This window comes from Candidatus Fusobacterium pullicola (assembly GCA_018883725.1).
GTDB classification, from domain to species: domain Bacteria; phylum Fusobacteriota; class Fusobacteriia; order Fusobacteriales; family Fusobacteriaceae; genus Fusobacterium_A; species Fusobacterium_A pullicola.
The window spans coordinates 1-19,828 of sequence record JAHLFN010000054.1 but is presented as its reverse complement, the minus strand read 5'-3'; the positions used below and the strand labels follow the sequence as shown (position 1 = coordinate 19,828).

24 protein-coding genes are annotated in these 19,828 nt (G+C 27.5%); 8 read left to right on the top strand and 16 right to left on the bottom strand.

The window, feature by feature from the left end; genetic code table 11:
* The first annotated feature begins 72 nt into the window (after positions 1-72).
* The 6 genes from IAA47_05460 to IAA47_05435 are packed head-to-tail and all read left to right on the top strand — an operon-like array spanning position 73 to position 6,953.
* Positions 73-1,446 carry a hypothetical protein gene (locus tag IAA47_05460; protein ID MBU3842415.1) on the top strand — a complete coding sequence of 458 codons (1,374 nt, stop codon included), beginning with the start codon at positions 73-75 and terminating at the stop codon, positions 1,444-1,446.
* Complete coding sequence (locus tag IAA47_05455) at positions 1,443-2,285, top strand: DUF4402 domain-containing protein (GenBank protein ID MBU3842414.1); 843 nt, start codon at positions 1,443-1,445, stop codon at positions 2,283-2,285. Before IAA47_05460 ends, IAA47_05455 begins: the two co-directional genes overlap by 4 nt.
* Positions 2,278-4,815 carry a hypothetical protein gene (locus tag IAA47_05450; GenBank protein ID MBU3842413.1) on the top strand — a complete coding sequence of 846 codons (2,538 nt, stop codon included), beginning with the start codon at positions 2,278-2,280 and terminating at the stop codon, positions 4,813-4,815. Before IAA47_05455 ends, IAA47_05450 begins: the two co-directional genes overlap by 8 nt.
* A 1-nt stretch (position 4,816) precedes the next feature.
* Positions 4,817-5,698: a toxin-antitoxin system YwqK family antitoxin gene (locus IAA47_05445; protein MBU3842412.1), complete on the top strand. Its 882-nt coding sequence runs from the start codon at positions 4,817-4,819 to the stop codon at positions 5,696-5,698.
* An 11-nt stretch (positions 5,699-5,709) separates the two neighbouring features.
* A complete protein-coding gene (locus IAA47_05440; GenBank protein ID MBU3842411.1) occupies positions 5,710-6,210 on the top strand; it encodes a DUF4402 domain-containing protein in 501 nt (166 codons plus the stop codon).
* Positions 6,211-6,221: 11 nt separating this feature from the next.
* Positions 6,222-6,953 carry a molecular chaperone gene (locus IAA47_05435; protein ID MBU3842410.1) on the top strand — a complete coding sequence of 244 codons (732 nt, stop codon included), beginning with the start codon at positions 6,222-6,224 and terminating at the stop codon, positions 6,951-6,953.
* 32 nt (positions 6,954-6,985) lie between these two features.
* Here the strand turns inward: IAA47_05435 and IAA47_05430 are convergent, their stop codons facing one another.
* Both IAA47_05430 and mgtE read right to left on the bottom strand, forming a co-directional pair.
* Positions 6,986-8,005: a LacI family DNA-binding transcriptional regulator gene (locus IAA47_05430; GenBank protein ID MBU3842409.1), complete on the bottom strand. Its 1,020-nt coding sequence runs from the start codon at positions 8,003-8,005 to the stop codon at positions 6,986-6,988.
* Positions 8,006-8,068: 63 nt separating this feature from the next.
* Positions 8,069-9,403: a magnesium transporter gene (gene mgtE / locus IAA47_05425; GenBank protein MBU3842408.1), complete on the bottom strand. Its 1,335-nt coding sequence runs from the start codon at positions 9,401-9,403 to the stop codon at positions 8,069-8,071.
* A 155-nt stretch (positions 9,404-9,558) separates the two neighbouring features.
* Between mgtE and rsmB the strand changes: the two genes are divergently transcribed.
* Both rsmB and IAA47_05415 read left to right on the top strand, forming a co-directional pair.
* Positions 9,559-10,857, top strand: a complete 1,299-nt coding sequence (rsmB, locus tag IAA47_05420; GenBank protein ID MBU3842407.1) for a 16S rRNA (cytosine(967)-C(5))-methyltransferase RsmB — start codon at positions 9,559-9,561, stop codon at positions 10,855-10,857.
* A gap of 38 nt (positions 10,858-10,895) precedes the next feature.
* A complete protein-coding gene (locus tag IAA47_05415) occupies positions 10,896-11,558 on the top strand; it encodes an O-methyltransferase (GenBank protein ID MBU3842406.1) in 663 nt (220 codons plus the stop codon).
* Between the two features lie 17 nt (positions 11,559-11,575).
* Here IAA47_05415 and IAA47_05410 read toward each other — a convergent pair whose 3' ends face one another.
* The 14 genes from IAA47_05410 to IAA47_05345 form a co-directional block, all read right to left on the bottom strand.
* On the bottom strand, positions 11,576-12,142 hold the full coding sequence (locus tag IAA47_05410; GenBank protein ID MBU3842405.1) for a hypothetical protein: 567 nt from the start codon (positions 12,140-12,142) through the stop codon (positions 11,576-11,578).
* Between the two features lie 9 nt (positions 12,143-12,151).
* A complete protein-coding gene (locus IAA47_05405) occupies positions 12,152-13,585 on the bottom strand; it encodes a recombinase family protein (GenBank protein MBU3842404.1) in 1,434 nt (477 codons plus the stop codon).
* A gap of 145 nt (positions 13,586-13,730) precedes the next feature.
* Positions 13,731-14,273, bottom strand: a complete 543-nt coding sequence (locus IAA47_05400; protein MBU3842403.1) for a DUF4241 domain-containing protein — start codon at positions 14,271-14,273, stop codon at positions 13,731-13,733.
* 230 nt (positions 14,274-14,503) lie between these two features.
* Entirely contained in the window at positions 14,504-14,680 is a 177-nt protein-coding gene (locus IAA47_05395; protein ID MBU3842402.1) for a hypothetical protein, read from the bottom strand.
* The gene (locus IAA47_05390; protein MBU3842401.1) at positions 14,681-15,256 is read right to left on the bottom strand and encodes a hypothetical protein; all 576 of its coding nucleotides are present in this window, start codon (positions 15,254-15,256) and stop codon (positions 14,681-14,683) included.
* 26 nt (positions 15,257-15,282) lie between these two features.
* Entirely contained in the window at positions 15,283-15,510 is a 228-nt protein-coding gene (locus IAA47_05385; protein ID MBU3842400.1) for a hypothetical protein, read from the bottom strand.
* Between the two features lie 84 nt (positions 15,511-15,594).
* Positions 15,595-15,996, bottom strand: a complete 402-nt coding sequence (locus tag IAA47_05380) for a hypothetical protein (protein MBU3842399.1) — start codon at positions 15,994-15,996, stop codon at positions 15,595-15,597.
* 159 nt (positions 15,997-16,155) lie between these two features.
* Positions 16,156-16,431 (bottom strand): hypothetical protein, encoded by a 276-nt coding sequence (locus tag IAA47_05375; GenBank protein ID MBU3842398.1) that lies wholly within the window; start codon positions 16,429-16,431, stop codon positions 16,156-16,158.
* A gap of 29 nt (positions 16,432-16,460) precedes the next feature.
* On the bottom strand, positions 16,461-16,958 hold the full coding sequence (locus tag IAA47_05370; protein MBU3842397.1) for a DUF2786 domain-containing protein: 498 nt from the start codon (positions 16,956-16,958) through the stop codon (positions 16,461-16,463).
* A gap of 96 nt (positions 16,959-17,054) precedes the next feature.
* A complete protein-coding gene (locus IAA47_05365) occupies positions 17,055-18,032 on the bottom strand; it encodes a hypothetical protein (GenBank protein MBU3842396.1) in 978 nt (325 codons plus the stop codon).
* Positions 18,032-18,724: a ParA family protein gene (locus tag IAA47_05360; GenBank protein MBU3842395.1), complete on the bottom strand. Its 693-nt coding sequence runs from the start codon at positions 18,722-18,724 to the stop codon at positions 18,032-18,034. Before IAA47_05360 ends, IAA47_05365 begins: the two co-directional genes overlap by 1 nt.
* On the bottom strand, positions 18,721-19,068 hold the full coding sequence (locus IAA47_05355; GenBank protein MBU3842394.1) for a hypothetical protein: 348 nt from the start codon (positions 19,066-19,068) through the stop codon (positions 18,721-18,723). Before IAA47_05355 ends, IAA47_05360 begins: the two co-directional genes overlap by 4 nt.
* Complete coding sequence (locus IAA47_05350) at positions 19,055-19,282, bottom strand: hypothetical protein (GenBank protein ID MBU3842393.1); 228 nt, start codon at positions 19,280-19,282, stop codon at positions 19,055-19,057. The genes IAA47_05355 and IAA47_05350 overlap by 14 nt, the downstream gene beginning before the upstream one ends.
* Before the next feature lie 2 nt (positions 19,283-19,284).
* The coding region (locus IAA47_05345; protein ID MBU3842392.1) for a hypothetical protein at positions 19,285-19,828 on the bottom strand (544 nt) is incomplete at its 5' end.

Sequence of the window (19,828 nt, the reverse complement as noted above, 5' to 3'; positions counted from 1 at the left end):
AATTATAAATTAGAGTATTTTCTAAATTTATAGTTGCTTTTTTCTTATATTAGGAAGGTATGGTGTAAATTTATGAAAAGAAAGTTGATATTTCTTATATTATTAATTAGGGGAATAGCTTTTGCAGTTTTAGATGATTATACATTGAAGAATAAGGTAGAGCATAATGATATAAGAGCTTTACAGGAGTTGAGAGTAACTACTTTGGATCCAATAAAACTCAATGATATATATTCTAAAAGAGCTTATATATATATATATGAAACTTTATTTGAAATTGATGATGATGGAGTTATTCATAAAAAATTAGTTAGTGATTATCGGTATATAAATAGTAAAAATCTTTATATAAAATTAAGAGATAATATTAAATTTCAAGATGGAAGTTTATTAACAGCAAAGGATGTTAAGTATTCGTTGATGAGAATGAAAAAAAAGGGAGCTTTGAAAGAGTTTTATTCCAATATTCAGGATATTGAAGTATTAAATTCATCAGAGCTGATAATTAGATTAAATACTGAAGAGAAGTATTTATTTAAACTATTATCACATAGTATGAGTTCAATCATTAAAGAGAAAGATGGAAAGCTTTTTGGAACTGGAGAGTATCAAGTTAAATCTTTTGACAAGGATCAGATTGTTTTAAGTGATAATAATAAAGAAAAAACATTTACTATTGAAAGAGTTTTTTCTACTAAGGAAAGATTATTAGCTCTTTTTAATGAAAATGCAGATATAGTTTATGATATAACTGATTATAATATTATTAAAGGCAAGAGATTAGAGATTATAAATGAAGATAAAATTGAGATAAAGGCAAGTGATAATATTGTAACTTTAGCTCTAATATTTAGAAAAGAGAGAGAGTTAAAGTTTAAAAAGGTAATTCAAAGTTCTATTAAAGATAAAACAGAAAATATACTTCCACCCGAAATTTATGGTGAAAAATTTAAAGTACAGGAATCTAATTTAAGTGAAATTGAAATAAAATCATATATTGATTTTTTAAAAAAGGAAAATAAAAAAATTGAATTAATGATACTAAATACTGAAGAAGATAGAGCTTTAGCTAAAAAAATAGAGAGTGATTTAAAAAATAATGGAATTCAGATAAATATAACTCCTTATCAAGTAGATGCATTTTATTATAAATTAAAAAATAAAGATTATGATATAGCTCTTCAACATTTAGTATTTAATAAAAAATTTCCACAGATTTCATTGGGAAAGGTAATATTATATGATATATATGATAGAAATTTATATAATAGTTTTAGTTTAATAAAAGCTCAATTAGGAATAGATAAAGGACTGGAAAAAAACAATTCAACTTTCATAAGGGATATTAACAATATTTTTAATAAGATTCCATATATTCCTATAAAACACCAAGCTCTTTATATACTACATAATAAAGAGATAGGAGAGGAGAAGATAAAAAAATGAGAAGAGTTATATATTATATGAGTTTTTTAATATTTTCTTTAATCTCTCTAGGTCAAGATTTTAGAGGAGAAATTTCTAAATTTTATTCTAACGATGTACTAGCAGTTGGAACAACCAATAGAGTGAGATTTTCAGCTGAGGTAACTTTAACAAAAGATTTTGCAAATAATCAAGATTACTTTCAATTAGATTTAAAAAATGGGAATAAATTTTTAAATCTAAATAATATAAAAGTATCTCCAATTAATAGTATAAAAGAGGGAAATAAGATTTACTTTAAAAGTTCAACAAATGGAGAAATTATAAAGGAGATAAAGTTTTTATTAGAGGGAGAGGCTCTATTCAATTGGTTAGTTAAAAATCAAAGAGATGAAAATATAAGAATAGGGTATATTAATGATGAGTTTAATCCTGTTTATCTAAATTTATCTTTACAAAATTTTAATCCTGTTCAAAGTTTAAAAATAAGAGTTATAGATAACATGAACCTTGGAAAAGGAGAGGCTGGAGAAAGATTATCTACAAAAAAATGGGGAACTCCTGCAAATATAAGTATAGAAGGTGAAGAGAATAAAAGTGTTAATATAACTATACCAGAGAGTACAACTATTAAAAATTCTAAAAATGAAAGTTTAATAGTAGATTTAAGTTTTAGGGAAAATGGGGGACAAAAATTAGTTAAATTATTAGCTCCGAACAATAGAGATGTATTTAGGATAGGAAATGAGAGTAGGGTTGTATCTAAAGATATTTTAATTGATGGAGAAACTCAAACTCAAAAAGGAAATCGAGGAGTGTATAAGGGAATGTTTACTGTAAAGGTGGAATATCTTGATTAAAAAAATTGTACTTCTATTTTTTCTTCTTTTAAAAATTACCTATCCAGTAACAAATTATGAAAATTTTGAAGATTCCTTTATTCAAATAAAGTGTGGGGATTTACAAGATAATTTTTTCATGGTAAAATATGATATAGAAACTAATAAAGTATACATAGGTCTCAATTCGCTTTTTTATTTCTTAGAGTTATATACTTTAGAGGTTCGACTAAAAGAGATGAAAGTTGTAGGAGTATTAGGAAATAAAAATATAAACATAAAATTTAATAGTGATGAAGCTTTTATAATGGAGAATAGTTTATATGTTGATTTAGAAGCAATAAAGGAAAAATTAAATTTTAGAAAAATAACATTTAATTATGAAAATTTATCTATTTCAATGATACCTAATTTTACTCTTCCATATGAAATGAGAGAAAAAAGTAAGATAGAGAGACTCAGATTAGATGCTCAAAATGGAGGAGAAGATGAACTGGATATTGTTATGCCAGCCAAGTTACTAACTCCAGGATTTTTAAAAGTAAATTGGTATAAATATGATTTACAAGAAAAAAGTTATAATTTAGAATATGAGTATGGAACACAATTTTTGTATGGGAATTTATACCTAAATGGAGATATAGAACCTAAACATAGAATAAATTATGGAAATTTAACATATTCAAATATATGGGAAAATAATGATCTTGTTCTAGGAAGCTTTTCTATGGTATCACCCAATTTTATCAATATAGGTAGTGATATAATAGGAATAAGTTTTAGGGATGAGAATACGTATATGACAAGAGATGGTGGAGTAACTATTATAAAGGGTGAGGCAGAAAATGCACAAGTAATAGAGTTATATAGAGAGTATACTTTAATAGATTATATTTATCCAACGAGCAAAAATTTTGAATTTAAAATAGTAGATGGAGTATTAAATTCTGATTATATTTTAAAAATATATTATAATGATGGAAGAATAGAGGAGAAGAGAGTTTTCTCCTTAACAGATATGGATATTTTACAAAAGGGAAAGAATAGAACAAGTTTACAACTTGGTAAAAATTCAAATAATGGTAATCCTCAAGGAATATTTCATACATATTATGGAGTAACAGACAATTTAACTTTAGGATTAGGAGTTATGGAACTTACATCCTTTGAAAATAGAAAATATAATTTTTTACAAAATGATATTTTATTTAATACTAGACATAAGGAATATCCTACTCTTGTAACATATAGAAATTTTTATGAGAATAACCAAAGTGAGAATAGTTACAATTTAATTATAGAGCAAAAACTTAAAAGTTACACATTAAGATATTTACATGAAAGTTATTCTCCGTTTATATATGAAGAAAATAGATTAAAAGATTATACTTCTATGACTATAGGAAAAAATTTTGAAAAAAACTCTATTGAAATAGGAGTTAATAATAAAAGACTTTTTGAAAAAAGTGGTGAGTATAAGAGTGATAACTTATATTTAGGATGGTATACTTCAATTTTTTCTCCTCTTTCTTTTTCTTTAAAAATGGAGAAAGATTTATATAGAGGTTATAATTACAATGTTTTCTATCCAAGTATAAGCTACTCTGGAATACTATCTCTTATAATAGATGGTGAGATAGGAAAGGAAAGAGCTGAGGAAAAATATACACAAAATTATAGTATAAGATTAAATAAGAGAGATATAAAAATTATTGAAGATAAGCTCTATTTAGATATTGGTATATTTGCAAGGTATTCAAGTATAAGTGAAAGGTTTAGATATGGAATAACCTTTGATATTGAATGGGATAACTATATTCATATGGAAGTTACTTCAAAAACAAATATTTCTGAAAATAAAGAGAGAACAACAACAAATAGTATAGAAACAAGTAAATTAGTAAATTTATCGAGTCCTATTAGTAAGGTAGATAATACAGCCTCTGTAAGTAGTGCATGGTTATATGGAAGAGTATATTTTGATAAAAATGGAAATCATATTTTTGATTCAGGAGATACCCCACTTTCAGGAGTTGAAGTTTTAATAGATAACAAAGGATTTATTACTGATAAAAATGGGAATTACATAGCTGATAGTATTGCTGGAGATAAGATATTTACAGTTGATTTAAATAGAAAAACTCTAGATCCAAGCTATAAAAATAGTGATGGAAAGATAAAAGTAAAAAGTAGAGAATCGGCAACTTTAAAATTAGATATACCAGTTCAACCGATATCTATATTGTCTGGTAATATAATTTTAACTGATGAATTTACAGAGAAACAATTTGTTCAAAATTTATCTTTAATAACAATATTTTTAGAAAAAGATGGAGAGATAGTTGCAGAAACAGATCCTGAGTTTGATGGTATGTATTTTTTTGAGGATGTTTTACCTGGAAAATACACGATAAGATTTAATTATTTAGGTTATGAAAATGTTAAATTTAGTCGTGATAGTATAGAAGTAAATATTAATAATAGTGAAAATGGTGAATATTTTGAAGGATTAGATACAGATATGATAAAAGGGAAGGAGGAGATGAAATAAAGTGTTAAAAAAATTAATAGCAATATTTTTTATCCTACCTTGCTTTCTATTTTCCGAAGATAGAATAGAGAGTATAAAAAATAAAGAGAAAATAGATAATATTATCTATTTTAAGGGAGAAAAATTGCCATTTTCAGGTAAATTTATAGATACACATCTTGAAGAAGAGTATAAAAACGGAATAAGAGAGGGATATTATAAAAATATTATAGAGATAGATGGAGAAAAATATATTTGTGAAGGAAGATTTGAAGATGGATTAAAACATGGTGAATGGATAATAAAATTTTCAGAAGGAAAACCTAAAGCTATTTTAAAGTATTACTATGATAGACCAATCGGTGAGTGGAAGTATTTTTATCTAAATGGAGAGATAATGGAAATAGAAAAATTTGTTGATGGGGAGTTAGATGGAGAGGTAGTAGAATTTAATTTAAAAGGAAATCCAAAAATGAGAATGAACTTTGAAGAAGGATTATTGAATAAGGAGTTTATAGCTTATCATCCAAATGGAAAAATATCAACACTTGCTAATTTTAAATTTGGAAAATTAAATGGAGAATTAAAATTGTTTACAACTCAAGGAGTAAAAGTGGTAGATGGGTATTATAAGCTTAATGAAAGGGAAGGAGAGTGGAGATTTTTTTATAATACTGGAGAATTGAAGAGTATAGTTAATTATAAAAATGGCAAAAGAGATGGGAAAAGTATAATTTATGGAAAGGGAGGTGAGATATTACAAGATTTAAATTTTAAAGAGGGACTCGATAGTGATGGAAGTCAAGAATATAAAAATTACGGAGATAAGATATTGAAAGGGTTTGAAAGATTTACAGAAGATTTGGAGTATAAAAAATATGATAAAATCTTAGATGAAATATAGAAGGAGGAGCTATGAAAAAAATATTAGGATTATTATTTGGGTTAATGTTAGGAACAATTTCTTTTGCTTTAGGAGAGGCTAGTGCTGATGTTGAAGTATATGCAGAGGTTTTAGGTCCATTAGAGGTAACAACTACTCCAGTTAATTTTGGAGTAGTTGCTAAAAATAGTAACAGAAATACACCACAAACAGAGGGAACTATAAATATAAAGGGGAGTGAAGGAGCTAATGTAAGAGTTACTTTTACAAGCTCAGATAGAGAGTGGGATGCAACAAAGGGAGCTGTACTTGTTTTTCTTTCACCTACTGGTGAGATAAATTCGAGTGATTTAACAAAAACACTTTACTATTATGCGGATATTTTCTATAATGATAGTAAATTACAGAGTAATTCAATTGTAATACCAGAGAGTGGAGAGGTAAATTTTACAGTTGGAGGAACTTTAGATGCTGGTAATGTTGTACCAGGAAGATATGAAGGTAAGTTTACAGTAAAAGTTCAATATGACTAGGAGGAAGATTTATGAAAAAAATTATAGTATTAGGATTATTTATTATTTTAGGAACAGTAGCAACTGCTTTAAATTTTTCTATCTATCCAACAAAATTTGAAGTTGATTTAACCAAAAGTAATACCTATGAGATGTATATAGTAAACAATACAGATTTACCACTAAGAGTAGGAATCACTCCAGAAAGTGATCCTAATTTTGGAGCTGATTATAATCTAAATTCAATTATAAGAGTTTTTCCAAAAACTGTTTCAGTTAAACCAGCTGGGAAACAGGTAGTAAGATTTAGAATTACACCTAGTAAAGATATTAAAGAGGGAGAGTATAAAAGTCATATTACATTTACGGAGATACCTTCAGCAATAAAAACTAAGAATGTGAGTTTAGATAGTATTTCAAGTGAAGTACAGATGATAGCTTCGATTTTAATATCAGTATATGGAAAGGGAGATAATTCTATTGTTGAGGGAGGAATAAAAAATTTAAGTTATCAATTTGATAAAGGAATTTTAACTTTATCGGGAATTGGATATTCAACAGGAAATACCTCTTTAAAATTTGATTACTCTTTAGAGGGAAAGGGAATAAAGTCAGAAGGAAGACTAGCTAATTCACCAAGAACTGGAGAAGGAAATATATCAACAAGTATAAACTTAGAAAATGCTAAAAAAGGTGACAAGGTTAATCTTATAATAAAGGATCAAAATGGAAAAGTATGTTATAGTAAGACTTTAACATTATAGAGATAATTAGGACTGTTGCAAACAGTCCTAATTTATTTGGAAGAGAAATCTTTTACACTCTCTCTTTCAACTAAGTTGCAAGGCATAATAATTTTTTTTACCCCATGCTCACCAGCCCAAAGTTCCTCCATAACACTTAGGGCAGCGTGAGCATACTCTCTCATAAATATTCTAATTGATGAAAGAGATGGAGTAGCAAATTCTGAAAGAGGAGTATCATTAAAAGTAATTAAACTAATATCTACTGGAACTTTTATATTTTTTTCATTAAGAGCTTTTAAAATTCCAGGTGCAATAACATCAGATGAGATAAAAAATGCACTGGGAAGACTCTTATTTTTTAGAAATTCCATCATGCTTTTATAACCTGAGTTAGCATTCATATCACATTCGATTATAAAATCTTCATTAAGAAGTTTATGTCCTTCTAAAAAACTTTTAAAATAGACATATCTAGAGTCAATTTCCCATTCCTTAGTATTTCCAAATGTATATCTACTTCCGATAAAACCAATATTTTTATGTCCTCTTTCTAAAAAATGTTTAAGAGCTAATTTTAATCCAAGTTGATAGTTTGGAATTATGCTATGATATGTTAGTTCATCTGGAGAGGAATCAATAAAAACAATATTTTTAGTATATAATTCAAAGTTTTCAATCTCTTCAACAGTAAATCTTCCAATTGGAAAAATTCCATCTAGTTTCTTCTTATTTATTTTTATAAAGTTTTTATCTTGATTTCTAAAGAGAGAGATAACCTCAATATTTTTCTCAAGACAAATTTCTTCTAATACTGTTCTCATCATTACATAGTAGATGTCTTTTTTTTGTTCCTCTAGGTCAAACATCTGTGCTATTCCAATTTTATATTTTTTAGTTTTACTATCTTTATAACGTTGAGCAATAGTTTTATAATTTAGTTTACTAGCAGTTTCAATTACTTTATCTTTAGTTTGAGAAGAAACATTAAGAGTAGTGTCATTATTTAAAATTCTAGATATTGTTGAAATAGAAACCCCAGTTAATTTAGCTATATCTTTTAATGTTGCCATATAACCTCCAAAATATTAAAAAAATAGAGGCTATCGCAAATTTGCAATAGCCTCTCATTATCTTTATGCTAAATGTAAATAATGTGTAGATACTAAGAAAAATACTATTAAAGCACAAGCATCAATCATAGTGGTAATAAGAGGACTAGCTATTATAGCAGGGTCAAATTTAAGAGCCTTAGCTATAATAGGAAGTGTACTTCCAACAACTTTTGCTATGATTATAGTTATAAATAAGCTAAGTGATATAGCAAAAGAAACAGCAAAATTAATATCACTTAAATAGTAAATAATTAAAAAGTTTACAATAGATAGGACTAATCCTATTATAATACTAACTCTGAGCTCTTTCCAGAAAATCTCCCAAATATCAGAAAGTTCAATCTCTTCAAGGGCTATTCCACGAGTAATTAGCATAGAAGCTTGTGAACCAGCATTTCCTCCAGTTGACATAAGCATAGGAATAAAAGAGATTAAAACAATAGCAGATTGTAACACTCCTTCATAAGTTCTAATAATTATTCCAGTAAATGTTGCTAAAATCATAAGAATGAGAAGCCAACCAATTCTCTGTTTAACTAATGAAAATACAGACTCTTTAAGATACTCTTCATTAGAAGGTGACATTGCAGCCATCATTTGCATATCTTCAGTGTTTTCTTGGTCAATAACATCAACTACATCATCTATAGTGATAATACCAACAAGTCTATCCTCGTTATCTACAACTGGCATAGATGTTAAGTCATATTTTCTAAAATCAGAAGCGATATTCTCTTGGTCATCTGTAGTATGACAAGTAACAAAATTTGTCTCCATTGCATCGACAAGAGGAACATCATCATCTAAGAAAATTAATTTTTTTAGAGATATATATCCCACAAGTTTTCTTTGATTATCTATTATATAACAGATATCAATAGTCTCATTATCAATTCCAAATCTCTTAATAGAGTGTAGTGCTTGTCCAATATTCATATCACTTTTTAGAGAAACATACTCTACAGTCATAACACTACCAGCACTATTTTCAGGATATCTTAAAAATTGGTTAATTAAATTTCTAATATCTGAAGATGTATTTTGTAGAATTTTATCTACAATATTAGCTGGCATCTCTTCAATAAAATCTACAGTATCATCGATAAACATATCATTAACTATATTACGAATCTCTTCATCTGTTATGTTTTCAATAATTTCCTGTTGCTTATCTGATGAAAGATAAGAAAAAATATCTGCTGATAAACTTTTAGGTAAAATTCTAAAAAGCTTTAGACTTTGCTCCTTACTCATCTCTTCAAAAAACTCTGCAATATCAACTGGTTGCAGGTCTACCAGTAGCTCTCTCACCTTGTTAAGCTGATTAGTCTCTAATAAATGATAAATATCTTCCAACGGAACCTCCATATAAAAACCTCCACGTAATAAAAATCTTTCTCTATATAGATTACCATTTTAATTGAAAAAAGGCAAATAAAAATTCATTATACTACAAATTAGTTTATAAATGTTGTATAATGTATGTGAATGAAAAAATCAGGAGGGAAAAAATGAATATAAAAGCTAGAGTTATTAGCCTAATAAAAGAAGTAGAAAATGGTAAATATTCAAATATAGCTCTGAATGAGTACTTTAAAGAAAATCCCCTTACTAAAAAGGAAAGAGGCTTTATAACAGAGCTTTTCTATGGGGTAATTAGAAATAAAATTTTTCTAGATTATGAAATAGATAAGAGAACTACAACGATAAAGAAAGATTGGATAAGAAATATACTTAGAATCTCTATGTATCAAATGAGTTTTATGAAAAGTGATGATAAGGGAGTTATCTGGGAGGCTACAGAGTTAGCTAAGAAAAAATTTAGTGTTCCAGTAGGAAAGTTTATCAATGGTGTACTTAGAAGCTATCAAAGAGAGTGGCAAGAGGATGTAAAAGAGTTAAAAGAGCAAGGTAAAAACTATATAAATTTATCTTATCCAAAATGGTTTTATGATAAGATTATATCGGAGTATGGAATAGAAGAGGGAGAACTATATTTAACTTCTTTAAAAAAGATACCGTATATAAGTTTTAGAGTAAATACTTTAAAATATAGCAATTTAGAATTTGAAAAATTATTACAGGAAAAGGGAATAGAGATTATAAAAAAAGTTGATACAGTCTATTATGTAGACTCTGGAGTTTTACTTTATAGTGATGAGTTTAAAGAGGGAAAGATAATAGTTCAAGATGCTTCATCATATCTTTCATCTAGAAATTTAAATCCTAAATCTAATGAATCAGTCTTAGATACTTGTAGTGCTCCAGGTGGAAAAACTGCTGTTTTAGGAGAGTTAATGAATAACACAGGGGAGCTATTAGCACTAGATATATATCCTCATAAATTAAAATTAATAGAGGAAAATTGTCATAAGTGTGGAGTAACTATTGTAAAACCAGTTAAAATGGATGCTAGAAAATTAAAAGAGCAAGGTAAAAAATTTGATAAGATATTAGTTGATGCACCATGTAGTGGGTATGGAGTTCTAAGAAAGAAACCAGAAGCTATATACAATAAAGATGTTGAAAATGTGCAAGAACTTGCAAAACTTCAGTTTGAAATATTAGAGTCAGCCTCACAAGTTTTAAAAGATGGAGGAGAATTGGTGTATAGTACTTGTACTATTTTAAAAGAGGAAAATGGAGAAAATATAAAAAGATTTTTGGAGAAGTATCCAGAATTTAAGACAGTTCAACTCTATATTCCAGAGAATGTCAATGGAACATATGATAGTGTAGATGGCTTTACTGTAGACTATAAAGAGGATATCTTAGATGGATTCTATATAGTTAAGTTATCAAAAAAGTAATTTAAAAGAGTAAAAATAATATTTGAAAGAGGAAATTTATGTTAGAAGAGTTAAGAGAAGCAAATGAGTATATTATAAGTAAGATAAGAGAAAATGATGAGTTAGTACTAGAGATGGAGAAATATGCTGAGGAGCATAATGTTCCAATAGTAACAAAAGAGGTAGCAGAGTATTTAAAGTTTATAGTGAGAAGTAATAATATAAAAAATGTACTAGAGGTAGGAACTGCAATAGGATATTCTGGAATACTTATGGCAAAAGAGATAGAAAAGAATAATGGAAAGTTATATACAATAGAGATTGATGAAGAGAGATATAATTTAGCTCAAGAAAACTTCAAAAAGTCAGGACTAAAAAATATTGTTTCAATGAAGGGAGATGCTGTAGAAGAGATAAAGAAGATTGATGAAAACTTTGATTTTGTTTTTATTGATGCATCTAAAGGACATTATTTAGAGTTTTTTGAAGACTCATATAAACTATTAAATAAAAATGGAATAATATTTATAGATAATATTATGTTTAGAGGTTATCTATATAAAGAGTATCCAAAAAGATTTAAAACTATAGTTAGAAGATTAAATGAGTTTATAGAGTATCTATATTCTAGAGATGGAGGAGAGTTTGTACTTTTACCTTTTGGAGATGGAATTGGTCTGTTCTGCAAACAAATCCCTGAAAACACAAACGAGGAAAAATAAAGAAAAGAGAGGATAAATCAATTGTCCTCTCTTTTTATATAGGTAATATATCCAGCTAAAAAACCTTTGAAAGCTAAATGATAAGAGTTTTTATATTTTTCAAAATATACTCTTTCTTTTAAAGAATATCTTCTTCTAAAAGTCTCAAGTTTTTCTTTCTCTCCATAAAGTTCTATGTGATTTTTGTACAATTCTATCCTAAACTCTGAAATATCAATATTCATATCTACATACTTAAAAAACTCTTTAGGAATAGATGTCGAATTATAGATATAGCCATTTTTCAATTGTTTTTTTAAATGGTTAGTATCTTTATCAAATTTTTCTCCCCAATGTTGAAGTGACATCCCACTTTTATATAATTTAAAAATAGTTGCCACTTCCTTATTATTTGCTAACTTTGGGTAATCTATTTTAAATTCTTCAAGAGAATATTCTAAATCTTCAATATTCAAATAATAGGCTATATTATATAGTTCTCCTTTAAAATCACTTCTTTTAAAATATAAAAACCAATCTTCAAAGATAGCTTTTAACTCTGAAGTTGAGTATTTTTCTAAAATCTTCTCTTTTATAATTAACATAGCCACTCCTTAAAATTTTAAATGGATGTAGAATCTATAATCATTTACCATCTCAATTTCATCTATTATAAGTCTTAAAAAGTTGTTTATTTTTTCTGGAGCTTTTTCTTTTTCTAATTTCAAAAAATATTTTTTTAATATCTCTGAATTTTTATTAGTATTCTTTTTATTAGTAATTAATGTAGTTAAATTTTTAATTCTTTCCTCTAAAAACTCTTTTTTTTCTTTTAACTCTTTCATTAATTTTTCAAAAACTTCTTCAGATATAAGAGAGTTTAACAACTGCCTAGTTAAAAGTTCTTCTTTTCCAGAGAGTGAAGTCAACTCCTTTTTATAAAGAGATAATTGAGATTGATAGTCATCAAATTGATTATCAATATTCTCTACTTCTAAAGACAAAATAATATTTTTTAAAGAAGCCATTACTTCTTCAAATAATTCATCTTCATGGATTCCGATTGCTCCACAACCTACACTCTTATATTTATCAGAAGTTCTACAGTAGTAAAGATTTTCATTTTTTATAGAAAATTTATTAGTTGTTTTTTTTAAGTATTTGTACTTTTTTATAACTCTATACATTTTTCTTCCACAAGTACATTTTAATAAATCTTTAAAAATATATGTGTCTGTATTTCTTTCAACTTTAATATTTTTTAATTTACCTTGTACCAAGGAAAAAGTATTTTCATCTATAATAGACTCATGGATTCCATTTAAAAGTTTATAATCTTTATGATGAATTTTTTTCTTATTAACTATTTCAACAGAATGGTATTTTAATTTTCCAATGTAGATAGGATTTTCTAATAGCCTTCTAACTTTTTTGACTTCATAACCAAATAAAGAAGCTATTGATTGTCTAGTTTTACCATCTAAAAAAAGCTTGAAAATAGTCTTAACTTTTTCGGCATCTTCTGGAACTATTACTAGTTCTTTATTAACCAATTTATATCCTAAGGGAGCTGGTCCTCCAGTCCATCTCCCTTGCTCTGCTAATTCAGTCATTCTGTCCTTACTTCTTTTAGCTGTTTTTCTTCCCTCTCTAGCATCTAATAAATTTAAAAGATTAGTTAGAAAAGTATCATCAGCATCATGTAAGTCTAGCCAACCATGTGTGACAGTATAAACTTTAACATTATGGACTCTCAACAATCCATAAAATATATGATGCTCTAATTCATCTCTTGTAAGCCTGGAACTTTCATATAACACTAAAGTATCCACTAAATTATTTTGAATATCTTCTTTTAATTTGTTATATTGCTCTCTATCTTTATTGTACCCAGAGGCTACATCATAATAAACCTTTATATTCTGAAGGTTTATTTTTTTAGCAGCCTTTTTACACATATCTATAAGACTTTGTATATTTTGTTTTTCAGTACTTTCTCTACAATAAATTGCTGAAATTTTAGTAGAGGATATGTGATTATTCGACACTTAATTCTTCTTTAGCTGTTTGTAATAATAGTCTTAAGATTGTGTTTTTTTCTTCATTAGTTATATTTTCTTTTCTGATAATAGTTCCCATAAATTACCTCCTGTATTAAAAGAAGAGAGAATAATTTCTCTCTTCAAATAACTTTTAATATTCTTCTTCATCTTCCCAATCCTCTTCGATTTCCTCTTCATCTTCATCATAGATTATTTTTATTCCGAGGATTTTATTTTTTTCTTTCTTAGTAACATAAACTTCATATCTTCCATCACCCCATCCAGTACTAGTGATGAAAGAATTTTCTCTAAAAGTAATTGTATCAGTATCTTTTGAAAATAACTCACATATTTCTTTATAATATTTATCTTCCCATTTTTTCTCATTTCTATTCTTGCATCTTCTCATCTCTTCATGTAAGCTATAATTGATCACTCCAGCTATAGCGGCATCAACACAGATAAATCCATCTTGCAACCATAAGTAATCTTCTTGATGCCAAGCAGATAAGCTTTCGTGTAAAATTATTGCTTCTTTTACTCTTTTTTCTTTATTATAAATAACATAACATTTATAATCTCCAGCTTGAACATTCTCTAAAAGTACTATTCCTCTTTGATTTGGTTCATAGCAATAGCAAGGGTCTGTTACCACAACCTTATCCTCTAATTTTAATTTAGTTATAAATTCCATAATGTCCTCCTTGTTGGCTCTCTAGCCTTGTATTTCTTAGGTTGTGTGTATAATACCTTACTATTCCTTTAATTACAAGTTATTTCTTAACTTTTTTTCAATTTCCAATGTTCTTTTTTTAATTTAATTATAAATTCTTTCTTCAAGTTTGATAGCATAAACTCTAACAGGAGCAGCTCCAAATTCATCATGTTGAATAGTTTTTACTTCATAACTAGCCCATTTAAATTTTAAAATTTTTTCTTTTTCATCTTTTTTGGATATCCTAGGGTAATATGAACTTCGTCATATTCTTTTAGGAGCCTTTTTCCCCAGTACTTTTTTACTAGCCGATATTCTTCGGTTTTAGTACCTTGTTTTATTTCATTAAAATACTTTTTTTTAACTGCTAGTTTTAAAATTCTCATTTAATCAACCTTAAAAAACTCTTTTACTAAATCTTTATTTTCATAAACATTTCCAATAATTTCCATAGAAAGACAATCATGTTTACCAAGATGATTGCACACTATTGGATAAGTATTAGTTCCATCTTCTCTTTCGAAATAAAATCCATTTATCTCTATAACAGGAGCTTCAAAAATTAAATCCAATAACTCCTCTAAATTAACTTCTAAGTCTAACTCTGGTAATAACCTTCTTTTTATTTTTCCATATTTACAAATGACTACAGCAGTTTTTCCATCTTCTGTTTCTATTTTTAGAATGTCACCTTCATAAATCGTTTTGGAATTTTTATCTATCCAACCACTATCTTGTCCCAATGATTTTGGATCTACATAGCACCCTTTAACATCTCTAGGCATCCACCAGTCTGAAAAACCATCGAAAGAAATAATATGCTTTGTATGTTCCTCATGCCATTTTTTAGCTTCTTCTTCAGAATTAAATACACAAGGAGTAGAATCAATATGTTTTATATAATAGCCATAATGCCAACTTTTTGTATCTAAATCAAATCCTCTAAATTGTATATCTCTCATTATCTTTTACCTCCATTTTTCCCCTTCTAATTAGCGTGTTTAATTTCTATAAATTTATGTGGGTTCATGTCTTCTATTTTTTCTATCTTTTCTTTTTCCAAGTCGTACTTTCTAGCAAAAGCTCTACTATATATTTTTATAATTTCATTACATTCTTCTTGTGTAAGAGGAACATCAGTATTAATACCAAAATGAATTTCTTCATCAGAGGGTTTCATAATTATAAGTTCTAATATTTTTTTGCTATTTTCCATTTCTCTCTCCTTTTATTTCATGTTTAAAAATTATCTTATGTAAGCGGATAACTCCCCCACACTTTTTACATCTCCAGTAACCCATTATTTCTTCTTCAATATTCCTTTTTTTAGTAATATTTCTTCAATTTCAAATATATCTCTACTTACAAAATATTTTCTTTCAATTTTAGAAACATCAACATTATATTTACGAAATTCAACTAATCTTTTAAAGGTATCAATCGTTTCTGTAATACTTGTTCCTTTTGAATTTTTTATAAATTTTGATAATTCTCCAGCATATTGTATTTTTCTATAACAAGGACATTGAAGATAAATTTTTTTATCTTTTCTAAAAATTTTAAAAATTTGGGTATGTGTTTCTTTTGCTTTTTCTCCAAAATAATTTTTATATTCTGTTACTTTGGTTAAAGATAACTTTCCACCTTTTTTTCTAAATAAATAATGTTCTTTTGGCGTATTTCTACTGTTAAATGCTTTCATTATTCCTCCACTTCCTCCCAATAGATCCCTTTTTTAAAGTGGCTGCATATTCCAGCCACATCAATTTCTTTATTATATTTAGTAGAGTTTTTATTATTGCATAACTTAAGATTTCCTATTTCTTCACAATAGTAACAATTGTTGCAAGAAAATTGAATTTTATACATTATTTTTTATCCCCCTTTTAATTCCCCTTTCATCATAAGTTACATCTATTTCCAAAGTTTTTAAGAGTTCATCGAAACTCCCTACTTTAAGTTCATAGCAACGTTGACGAATAAAGATAACTTCTACTACACTCAATTTTTTTAAATCGGTAATTCGATATTTCATGCTACGAATTAAATCGTAAGTATCTTTTAATTCTTTTGATACATGTTTTTTTATACCTCTGAATCCTTTGTGAAGTAAAAGGATTGAATATTTTTCATTCATTTCTATTTCCCCCCATAAAATAAAGTAGATTAGTTCTCAAGCTTTAATTTATTTTTATACCTTTCTTTATCTAGCCAGGAATTTCCGTGATAAGCTTTCAAAAATTCTTCATTATATTTTATATTAGAATTTTTATTTTCAACTGGGACTATGACTTGAGAATGCAAATATTTAATAGTAGTCCCTTCTAAAATATGAATTAATTTTGAACGATGCCAGTCATACTCATCTTTTATAGCAAGGTATTCTGATTTAGTTGCATAAAAATATACTTTTAATTTAGAATGTTTTTTTAATTGATACATTTCTATATTAAAGCTATCTACAATAGCATATAATAATTTTAATTCGTGCTGGTCAGATACTTTTATAAAAACAAAATCTCTTTCGATTTCAGTATCATCTAGACTATATTTATTTTTATACTCAACGTATTTTTGATGAGCTAGTTCTCTTTCAAAAAGAGTAGTGCTAGTATCTTCTGCAAGACTTCTAAGTTTTCTTAATTTTTCTAGTTTATTTTTCATTTCTTCCTCCAAGGGAGAGGAGAGGGAACTTCCCTCTAAAATCTCCCATAAAATTTTATTTTATATCCTAAAAATTTTTTTAATCTTGCTATCATACTAGTTATCCTCCTTAAGAGGCTTCATTTTTTTATTTCTAGCATAAGAAATTAAATCAGCATAAGCCTCTCCTCTTGTTTTTCTATAAGGAAGTAAAGGAGATTTTACCCCATGAACTCTAAAATCATTTTTATAATCTGATAAGGTTTTAGCAAAATAAACTTTAAATTCACTATTCCCTATTCCACCACGGACAAAATATATATGTCCTTTTTCATCAATAAATGCTGAAGCATTATTAAATTCTTCAACAGTAGGAACTTCAATCATAGGAGCTGGAGAAGTAGGTAATTTCAAATTATTTTTATTTTCATATTCTTTCTCTCTAATAAGTATATCTTCTTCCATGTCAGATAATAATTTTTTCATAGCTTCAATTTCTTTTTTAGCTGAATTTAGTTCAGTAGGAGAAGATGATTTTTTAATCTGCTTTTCAATACTTTTGATAGCTCCTAAAGATTTTTTAGAGATACTGCTTTTATATTCAATAGCTTTTTTCTCTACTGGAGAGAGAGCTAGTTCAATTATCTCTTTTATATCTTCCATATTTTTTACACCTTTTTCCATTATATCTAGTGCTAATAGAGGAGAAACATCTTTATGAGTAAGTAATCTAACAGCTACTCCAGAGAGAGAGCTGATATAATCTTTCATGTGTGGGGCTTGGATGTACAACTCATAAGTTTTTAGGAGCTCACTTACTTTATCTTTTGTAAATCCTAAGTGAGTATACCAAGCCATAAAGCTACCTTCTCCGCTCTTTTGAAGTCTGACTTTTACTTCCATAAGAGCTACACAGATATCATATTTTGAAGAACTGTATTTTTTAAAACTATTTGAGATAAGTTCTTCTTTTTTCTCAATAAAGGCTTTATCTTCTGCATTGATTTCGTAACTCTCGAAATCAAAAGTTGAATGCCATTCTAGTTCTTGCATTGTAGCTTTTAGTTTATTAAATACAGCCATTTTATTACTCATTACAACACCTCCAGAATTTGTAAAAATAATTTTTGGAGAGTTCTAGCCTTTTTTGCTCTGTATTCCCATATAGTTTTTCCATCATCAATAGCTTTAGAAATAAAGGTACTTTGTCTGATAGGTACAGTTAGTAAAATATTTTGAGAAACAGTATCTTTTAAATTTTCATAATATTCTTTCTCAATTTTATTTCTTCCAGCCCTATTAGGAATTATAGCTTTGACTTTATTTTTTGGCTCTATCTGCTCCATAAGAGTAGCAATAGACCCAATCGTTACATTGTCGAGGAATGTTGGGATAACTACCTCATCAGCCAACTCAATAAATTTTTTATCTAAATTTAAAACTGGAGTAGAGTCAATGAATATGTAATCAAATTCTGATTTTAAAACATTCATAAAGCTCTCAAACTTTACTTCCAACTCTTCTTCTAACATTGTAGAGTTAAATGGAATGTAGTAAAGATTTTTTCTTAGTTCGGTGAAGCCACCATTCTCCCCTTTAAGCCATTCATCTAACCCAAGTGGAGTAAGACTAGCATTCCCACTAAAATCTAATATGTTATTTTGAGAATCTGAGGTTATAATAATAACCTTTTTTCCATCTATTACCATTTTGTGAGCCAATTGAAGAGTTATCCAACTCTTGCCTACTCCTCCCTTATTGGCTTTTATTAGTACCACTTTATTCATTCGTTTACCTCCAGCAATTTAAATCTTTTAGTATTTTTTTGAACATTTGCATAAGCTTTATTTTTGCTTATACCAGTTTTTTTAGAGTAATCTAAGACATTTTTATAAATTATTCCTGTTTTAGTATCTAAAACTCTTCCAGTTATTTTTCTTTTTGTTATTTTCTTAGAGTTAGATTGTCTATAATCATAAATAAACAAGGCTAATTCTTTTTTAGTAATACCATGACTTTCACAAATATTGAATAAAAATTTATTTTCCCATTCGTTTGCTTCAAGTAAGAAGCTTTTATTAAATTGAATATTAAATAAAAATTTTTCAATTTTTTTATTATCTACAGTCATATTTACCCCCTTCCATGTAATCTTGAGGAATAGGGGCTAAGATCCTTCCTGCAGCTAAATCCCCTGAATGAAACATTTTAAGCTTTACAAGATCAAGTATTAATTTACCAGCTAATTCTGCCTTAATGGAATTATATTTATTGACATCAATTTTTAATTCTTCACAAAGTTGAGTTATTTGTTTATAATTTTCAACAGATATTTTAATTGCCATTTTTATGCTCCTTTCAGATTAGTTAAGCAACTTCTAAATTCAAAGATAGTCATTTTTGCCAACTTGCTTTTATTTTTGTTCAGAGTTTCTAAAGGAATAGGAGTAATTAATTTTTCAAATTCCGCTCTTAATTCTTTATCGGAATAAATCCCACCAAAATATTTCAGCCATTTGATTTTAGCTTCCATCTCTTCAGGAGCAACTGTAGTAGGAGCAACATCTGATTTAATCTCCCAGTTGTCTCTTAAAGCTTGATATACAGCTCCGTCGTCCCATTTTTTCAGTTTGGCAGTCATTAAGACAAGTTTTATTCTTGCTAGGTCAATACTGCCTTGTTCAACCAAAGTCATGATATTTTTACAAGTAGGAATACTTAACCCATGGTTTTGTAAAGCAGATTTGATTTGAGGGATAATATCTTTATCAAGAGTTTTCAAAAGAGAACTACTACTAGTTTTTTTACTAGCTTCAACTTCTTGGTCTATCTTATTTAGATTATCTAACTTAGTAGTAGTTATTATATTTAAATTAGTATTCTTAATATTA

What these genes read in the sequence shown, in the direction of transcription:
- IAA47_05460 (MBU3842415.1), top strand. Translation starts at nt 73, where the DNA reads ATGAAAAGAAAGTTGATATTTCTTATATTATTAATTAGGGGAATAGCT.
- IAA47_05455 (MBU3842414.1), top strand. Translation starts at nt 1,443, where the DNA reads ATGAGAAGAGTTATATATTATATGAGTTTTTTAATATTTTCTTTAATC.
- IAA47_05440 (MBU3842411.1), top strand. Translation starts at nt 5,710, where the DNA reads ATGAAAAAAATATTAGGATTATTATTTGGGTTAATGTTAGGAACAATT.
- IAA47_05435 (MBU3842410.1), top strand. Translation starts at nt 6,222, where the DNA reads ATGAAAAAAATTATAGTATTAGGATTATTTATTATTTTAGGAACAGTA.
- IAA47_05430 (MBU3842409.1), bottom strand. Translation starts at nt 8,005, where the DNA reads ATGGCAACATTAAAAGATATAGCTAAATTAACTGGGGTTTCTATTTCA.
- rsmB (MBU3842407.1), top strand. Translation starts at nt 9,559, where the DNA reads ATGAATATAAAAGCTAGAGTTATTAGCCTAATAAAAGAAGTAGAAAAT.
- IAA47_05415 (MBU3842406.1), top strand. Translation starts at nt 10,896, where the DNA reads ATGTTAGAAGAGTTAAGAGAAGCAAATGAGTATATTATAAGTAAGATA.
- IAA47_05410 (MBU3842405.1), bottom strand. Translation starts at nt 12,142, where the DNA reads ATGTTAATTATAAAAGAGAAGATTTTAGAAAAATACTCAACTTCAGAG.
- IAA47_05400 (MBU3842403.1), bottom strand. Translation starts at nt 14,273, where the DNA reads ATGGAATTTATAACTAAATTAAAATTAGAGGATAAGGTTGTGGTAACA.
- IAA47_05395 (MBU3842402.1), bottom strand. Translation starts at nt 14,680, where the DNA reads ATGAGAATTTTAAAACTAGCAGTTAAAAAAAAGTATTTTAATGAAATA.
- IAA47_05390 (MBU3842401.1), bottom strand. Translation starts at nt 15,256, where the DNA reads ATGAGAGATATACAATTTAGAGGATTTGATTTAGATACAAAAAGTTGG.
- IAA47_05385 (MBU3842400.1), bottom strand. Translation starts at nt 15,510, where the DNA reads ATGGAAAATAGCAAAAAAATATTAGAACTTATAATTATGAAACCCTCT.
- IAA47_05380 (MBU3842399.1), bottom strand. Translation starts at nt 15,996, where the DNA reads ATGAAAGCATTTAACAGTAGAAATACGCCAAAAGAACATTATTTATTT.
- IAA47_05375 (MBU3842398.1), bottom strand. Translation starts at nt 16,431, where the DNA reads ATGAATGAAAAATATTCAATCCTTTTACTTCACAAAGGATTCAGAGGT.
- IAA47_05370 (MBU3842397.1), bottom strand. Translation starts at nt 16,958, where the DNA reads ATGAAAAATAAACTAGAAAAATTAAGAAAACTTAGAAGTCTTGCAGAA.
- IAA47_05365 (MBU3842396.1), bottom strand. Translation starts at nt 18,032, where the DNA reads ATGAGTAATAAAATGGCTGTATTTAATAAACTAAAAGCTACAATGCAA.
- IAA47_05360 (MBU3842395.1), bottom strand. Translation starts at nt 18,724, where the DNA reads ATGAATAAAGTGGTACTAATAAAAGCCAATAAGGGAGGAGTAGGCAAG.
- IAA47_05355 (MBU3842394.1), bottom strand. Translation starts at nt 19,068, where the DNA reads ATGACTGTAGATAATAAAAAAATTGAAAAATTTTTATTTAATATTCAA.
- IAA47_05350 (MBU3842393.1), bottom strand. Translation starts at nt 19,282, where the DNA reads ATGGCAATTAAAATATCTGTTGAAAATTATAAACAAATAACTCAACTT.